A 6181-nucleotide genomic window follows, 5' to 3' on the forward strand; every position below is an offset into this window, starting at 1 on the left:
GTGCGCGGATGGCCGAGATTCGCGAAATTGGCGACCTGGCCCACGAGCTGGAATTCCTTTACGAAGGCCTTGGTGATGGCCGCCTGCGCGCCAGCCCAAGCCTGTTTGCGCTGCTGCAAAGCTGCCACGACCGCCTGGCCGAAATGCTCGAAGCGGTGCGTGACAAGCGCGCGGTGCCGAGCGGCGATGCGCTGATCGAATTGATCAAACGCTTTCGCGCCAACCCCGACGAGCAGCTGACTATCCCGTCCAGCGTGCATTTGGTTGCCGCTGCCGATGAAGCCGTGGATGACGTTGAAGACGACGACATCCTGGATATCTTCCTCGAAGAGGCCGACGACCTGCTGGAAAGCATGGAAAGCGCCATCGGCCGTTGGGAAGAGAAGCGTGATGACAGCGCCGCGGTCGACGACATGCTGCGCATTCTGCACACCCTTAAAGGCGGTGCGCGTCTGGCTGGGCAGAAGACCCTCGGCGATTTGACCCACAACCTGGAGCAGCACCTGACCGAAGCGCAGCAACAAGGCGCGCCATGGCCAGACAGCCTGTTCCTTGATGTGCAGTCCGGCTTTGAAGGCCTGCAAGGCGAGCTCGATCAACTGCGTCAACGCATGAACGAAAGCCTGGCCGCCGACCTCGCCGATCTGGCGGCCAGTCAGCACGAACCCGACGAGCAGCAAGGCGGTGATGTCGAGCCGCAGGCGCCGGTCGCCAGCAAACTGCCGGCCTTGCACACCCTGGCCAACCCGATTGTGGCGGCCAGTCAGTTCTCCTCGGCACCGGCGGCGGCCAAGGTATTGCCGTTCGTGCGCCGTGCCCAGGAAGCCGCGTTGGACGCCGCTTCCCGCCGTGCGCCGCAAGAGCTGGTGAAAGTGCCGGCCGACTTGCTGGAAGGCCTGGTTAACCTGGCCGGTGAAACCTCGATCTTCCGTGGTCGAGTCGAGCAGCAGGTCAGTGATTTCGGTTTCACCCTCGGTGAAATGGAAGCCACCATCGACCGCGTGCGCGACCAGTTGCGCCGCCTCGACATCGAAACCCAATCGCAGATCATCAGCCGCTTCCAGGCCGAAGCCGAGCGTGTGGGCTACGAAGATTTCGACCCGCTGGAAATGGACCGTCACTCGCAGTTGCAGCAGCTTTCGCGCGCACTGTTCGAGTCCGCTTCCGACTTGCTGGAACTGAAAGAAACCCTCGCCGCGCGTAACCGCGATGCGGAAACCCTGTTGCTGCAACAGGCGCGGGTTAACACCGAACTGCAAGAAGGCCTGATGCGTACGCGCATGGTGCCGTTCGACCGCTTGGTGCCGCGTCTGCGCCGTATCGTGCGCCAGGTGGCGAGCGAGCTGGGCAAGCAGGTCGACTTTGTGGTCGGCAACGCCGATGGTGAAATGGACCGTACCGTTCTCGAACGTATCGTGGCGCCGCTGGAACATATGCTGCGTAACGCCGTCGACCACGGTATTGAGCCCAGCGATGTGCGTCGTGCCGCGGGTAAGAGCGAGCAGGGCAATATTCGCCTGAGCCTGGGGCGTGAGGGCGGCGATATCGTCCTGACCCTGGCCGACGACGGCGGTGGTATCAAGCTCGAAGCGGTGCGCCGCAAGGCCATTGAGCGCGGCATGATGGACACCGCCTCGGACCTGACCGATTACGAAGTGCTGCAATTTATTCTGGAAGCCGGCTTCTCCACCGCCGAGAAGGTCACGCAGATCTCCGGCCGTGGTGTGGGCATGGACGTGGTGCACTCCGAGGTGAAACAACTCGGTGGCTCGATGAGCATCGAGTCGACGCCGGGCGAGGGCACCACCTTCCGTATTCGCCTGCCCTTTACCGTGTCGGTTAACCGCGCGTTGATGGTGCTGTCCGGTGAAGACCTGTACGCCATTCCGTTGAACACCATTGAAGGTATCGTGCGGGTTTCCCCGTACGAGCTGGAAGCCTACTACGCACCGGATGCGCCGCGTTTTGAATACGCCGGTCAAGCCTACGAGTTGCGTTACCTGGGCGATTTGCTGAACAACGGCCAACAACCCAAGCTGGTCGGTCAAAGCCTGCCGCTGCCGGTAATTCTGGTGCGCTCCAGCGACCACGCGGTAGCGGTGCAAGTGGACTCCCTGGCCGGTTCCCGCGAGATCGTGGTGAAGAGCCTCGGCCCGCAGTTTGCCGGCGTTCACGGTATCTCCGGTGCCACCATCCTTGGTGACGGTCGCGTGGTGGTGATTCTCGACCTGTTGGCCACCATCCGGGTGCGCCACGCTCACCTGCTGAACCAAATGCAAACCCGTACCATCAGCCGCGCCGCCTTGCCGGTGGAAGTGGAGGTTGAACGGCCAACGCTGGTAATGGTGGTCGATGACTCGGTAACCGTACGTAAGGTAACCAGCCGTCTGTTGGAGCGTAACGGCATGAACGTGCTGACCGCCAAAGACGGTGTCGACGCCATCTCGCTGCTACAAGAACACAAGCCCGACATCATGCTGCTGGACATCGAAATGCCGCGCATGGACGGCTTTGAAGTGGCCAACCTGGTACGCCACGACGAGAACCTCAAAGACCTGCCGATCATCATGATTACCTCGCGTACCGGTGAAAAACACCGTGAGCGGGCGATGAACATTGGCGTCAACGACTACCTCGGCAAGCCGTACCAAGAGTCGCTGCTGCTGGAAACCATCGCGCAGTTGGTGGCCGCTCACCCGGTTAAACGCACATGACCGAAAAAGCTACAGCGCGCATTGCCGTGCTGGCCGACACCTCGTTGCAGCGCCATGTGCTGCAACAGGCACTGACCGGCAGCGGCTATAACGTGGTGCTTAATACCGACCCGGCGCGTCTGGATGCAGAAGCGCTGTCGGCTTGTGAGGCCGACTTGTGGCTGGTGGATCTGGCGCAGTCGGAGGACTCGCCACTGATCGAAACCCTGCTGGAACATGCTGATGTGCCGGTGCTGTTTGGCGAAGGCCATGCCCCGGAACGTCACTCGGAAAACTACCCGCGCTGGGAGCGCCGCCTGGTCGGCAAGCTCAAGCGTCTGGTCGGCGACCCGACGCAGGCAGTCGGTCCCAGCCTGCAAGCCCTGTTTGATGAAGGCCAACGCCCACCGCGTTTGGACTTGCCCTATGCCTTGGCCAATACGCCATTGGCCGCCGGGGCGCCGGCGCGTCAGGTGTGGTTGTTGGCCGCGTCGTTAGGCGGGCCTGCGGCAGTTAAGGCGTTTCTCGACGCCTTGCCCGGTGGTTTGCCGATTGGTTTTATCTACGCTCAGCATATCGACGCCAGCTTTGAAGCGACGCTGCCGCAGGCCGTTGGCCGCCATAGCCAATGGCATGTCAACCCGGCGCGCCACGGCGACGCGGTGCGCTGCGGTGAAGTGGTGGTGGCGCCGATTCAGCATGAACTGGGTTTTGCCGAAGACGGCGTGATGCAGATCGCTGACCGTGGCTGGCCAGAACCCTACAGCCCCTCCATCGACCAGATGATGCTTAACCTCGCTCAGCACTTCGGTGCCCTGAGTGGTGTAATTGCCTTTAGCGGCATGGGCAGCGACGGCAGCGCCGCCGCGGCCTATGTAAAGCGTCAGGGCGGCGAGATCTGGACCCAGCGCGCCGACAGCTGCGCCTGCGCCAGCATGCCCGACAGCTTGCGTGAAGGCGGCTATAGCGCCTACAGCGGCGACCCGCGCGAGCTGGCGGCAACGCTGGTCAATCATTTAGCGGCACAGTGCGCCTGATAGCGCCGACAGGATTTCCCCATGAGCCAAGCCGTCACTACCACTACTACTTCCACCGCTAGCAGCATCACCGGCCTGCTCGTGCCATTGGCCGACCGCACGCTGTTGCTGCCTAACGTGGCGGTGGCCGAGCTGATTCCCTACCGTGCGCCGCAAGTCACCGCTGGCATGCCGGCCTGGTTTCTCGGGCAAATGGCCTGGCGTGACCTGAGCCTGCCGCTGCTGTCGTTTGAAGCGGCTTCTGATGGTCAGCCACAGATTCGCCCGGGCGCGCGCGTGGCGGTGATCAACGCCTTGGGTGGCCGCCCCAACGTCAAATTCCTCGCCTTGCTGGTGCAGGGTATTCCGCGCTCACTGAAAGTCGGCACCGACCTGGCCCGTGCCGATGTGCCGTTGGCGCCGTTGGAGCTGGACGCGGTGAGCTTTGGTGAAGCGGTTGCCAAGATTCCTGACCTGCTCGCCCTGGAGCAAATGCTCGCGGATGCCGGCTTAATCTGAGCCGCCGCCGTCCCGTAGGGTGTGCTGTGCGCACCAAGGGGATGTTCGATTAAATCGATAACCTCACCTCCGTCATTCCCGCAAAGGCGGGAATCCAGAATGGCGCGGCGAACGAGGTCTCCTATACGACTCTGGTTCCCCGCCTTCGCGGGGACGACGGTGGTTAGCGTTGGCATGTAGGTACGCGGGGATATCGCGTGGTGCGCAGCACACCCTTGCCGTTTCGCTTTAAGCCTTGTAGCCGCTACAAAACTTCAAACTTTTCATCTCCTCGCTACTCCCAACTCAGTACACCACGACGCTGGCCGCCAGAGCCCGCGCGACTGACCGAATAGCTGATGGAGAACTGATATGACCGCTGCACAACTGACTGATATCGCCACCCTGCGCCAACGCGCGCGCCAGCATATTGAGGAAGGCGCGATCACCGAGGGTTACTCGGCCGATCGCGAAGAGGTCCTCAAGCTGCTCAATGCTTCGCTGGCCACCGAGCTGGTCTGCTACCTGCGCTACAAGCGCCACTACTTTATGGCCACCGGCCTCAAGGCCAGCGTGGCGGCTGCCGAGTTTCTCGAGCATGCGCAGCAAGAGCTGGCGCACTCGGACCTGCTGGCTGAGCGCATCATGCAATTGGGCGGCGAGCCGGACTTTAACCCCGAAGGGTTGACCGCGCGCTCCCATGCCGAATACGTGGCGGGCAACACCCTCAAAGAGATGATTACCGAAGACTTGGTGGCCGAGCGCATCGCCATTGATAGCTACCGCGAGATCATCACCTTTATCGGCAACGATGACCCCACCACCCGCCGCCTGTTTGAAGAGATCCTCGCCCAGGAAGAAGAGCATGCGGATGATTTGGCGGATTTGTTAAAGGATTCCTGAGCGGCAGATCGCCCTCACCCCTAGCCCCTCTCCCGCAAGCGGGAGAGGGGAACTGAATTGCACTACTTCAGGCGTACTCGGTTAGCTCCCCTCTATCGCTTGCGGGAGAGGGGCCGGGGGGGGAGGGTCGCGGCCAACGCAAATCCTCAGAAATCCCCCCACAACTGCTGCGCCACACTCAACGCCACCACCGGCGCTGTCTCAGTACGCAACACCCGTGGCCCCAACCGCGCGGCGTGAAAGCCTTTGCTCTGGGCCACAGCCACCTCAGCATCCGCCAGCCCACCCTCCGGGCCAATCAAAAACGCTAACGACTGCGGCTTGGCATGGCTGGTCAACGGCTCGGCGACCGGGTGCAACACCAACTTCAACTCCGCCTGGCACTGTTCTAACCACTGCGCCAACAACACCGGCGCATAAATCACCGGCAGTACCGAGCGCCCACATTGCTCACAAGCGCTGATCGTCACCTGCCGCCAATGCTCCATGCGCTTGTCTTCGCGCTCGCCTTTTAGCCGAACTTCGCAGCGCTCACTGACAATCGGGGTGATGGCGTTGGCGCCCAGTTCGGTGGCTTTCTGAATCGCCCAGTCCATCCGCTCACCGCGCGACAGGCCCTGGCCCAGGTGAATATGCAGCGGTGACTGCGCCTGGCCGGCGAAGCGCTCGCGCAGCTCAACGCGCACGTTTTTCTTGCCCACCTCAATCAGCTCACCGAGAAACTCCTGGCCACTGCCGTCAAATAGCTGCACGGCATCGCCAACGGCATGGCGCAATACCCGGCCTATGTAATGAGCCTGGGTTTCTGGCAGCTCGTGCTGGCCGAGGGAGAGCGGGGCGTCGATAAAAAAGCGGGAGAGGCGCATGGCGAGTCGAGGGCTGGCTGCAGGGGTGGCAAGCATAGCGTAGAGCGCGGCTGAAATTCTCCTGGGTAAGTTCTCTTCAGGTTGTTAGTGCTGAGCGCGGGCGACAAGAAGTTGTGGGGAAAGTTGAGTGATAGCGCTGCTTATACTTCGGATAATAACGGCTTATGCGAATTAAATAGGCGTGGTTATTAATGAGTTTTTACCC

General features: G+C 61.8%; 5 protein-coding genes. 4 read left to right on the forward strand and 1 reads right to left on the reverse strand.

Annotated elements, in window-relative coordinates:
• The 4 genes from AAAB16_RS01205 to AAAB16_RS01220 all read left to right on the forward strand — a co-directional run.
• A partial coding sequence (locus AAAB16_RS01205) for a response regulator (protein WP_340661687.1) occupies positions 1-2714 on the forward strand: 2714 nt, incomplete at its 5' end.
• The gene (locus AAAB16_RS01210; protein WP_340661688.1) at positions 2711-3730 is read left to right on the forward strand and encodes a chemotaxis protein CheB; all 1020 of its coding nucleotides are present in this window, start codon (positions 2711-2713) and stop codon (positions 3728-3730) included. The genes AAAB16_RS01205 and AAAB16_RS01210, both read left to right, overlap by 4 nt.
• A 21-nt stretch (positions 3731-3751) precedes the next feature.
• Complete coding sequence (locus tag AAAB16_RS01215; protein WP_340661689.1) at positions 3752-4228, forward strand: chemotaxis protein CheW; 477 nt, start codon at positions 3752-3754, stop codon at positions 4226-4228.
• Positions 4229-4579: 351 nt separating this feature from the next.
• Positions 4580-5110, forward strand: coding sequence for a ferritin-like domain-containing protein (locus AAAB16_RS01220; RefSeq protein WP_340661690.1), 531 nt, complete (start codon positions 4580-4582; stop codon positions 5108-5110).
• Positions 5111-5256: 146 nt separating this feature from the next.
• Here the strand turns inward: AAAB16_RS01220 and AAAB16_RS01225 are convergent, their stop codons facing one another.
• Positions 5257-5976, reverse strand: coding sequence for a 16S rRNA (uracil(1498)-N(3))-methyltransferase (locus tag AAAB16_RS01225; protein ID WP_340661691.1), 720 nt, complete (start codon positions 5974-5976; stop codon positions 5257-5259).
• Between the last annotated feature and the right edge of the window lie 205 nt (positions 5977-6181).

It is taken from the genome of Pseudomonas sp., from assembly GCF_037994325.1.
Classification (GTDB): domain Bacteria; phylum Pseudomonadota; class Gammaproteobacteria; order Pseudomonadales; family Pseudomonadaceae; genus Aquipseudomonas.

Bases quoted from the DNA above. Each gene is read 5' to 3' on its own strand.
- AAAB16_RS01225 (WP_340661691.1), bottom strand. From the start codon at position 5,976: ATGCGCCTCTCCCGCTTTTTTATCGACGCCCCGCTCTCCCTCGGCCAG.
- AAAB16_RS01215 (WP_340661689.1), top strand. From the start codon at position 3,752: ATGAGCCAAGCCGTCACTACCACTACTACTTCCACCGCTAGCAGCATC.
- AAAB16_RS01220 (WP_340661690.1), top strand. From the start codon at position 4,580: ATGACCGCTGCACAACTGACTGATATCGCCACCCTGCGCCAACGCGCG.
- AAAB16_RS01210 (WP_340661688.1), top strand. From the start codon at position 2,711: ATGACCGAAAAAGCTACAGCGCGCATTGCCGTGCTGGCCGACACCTCG.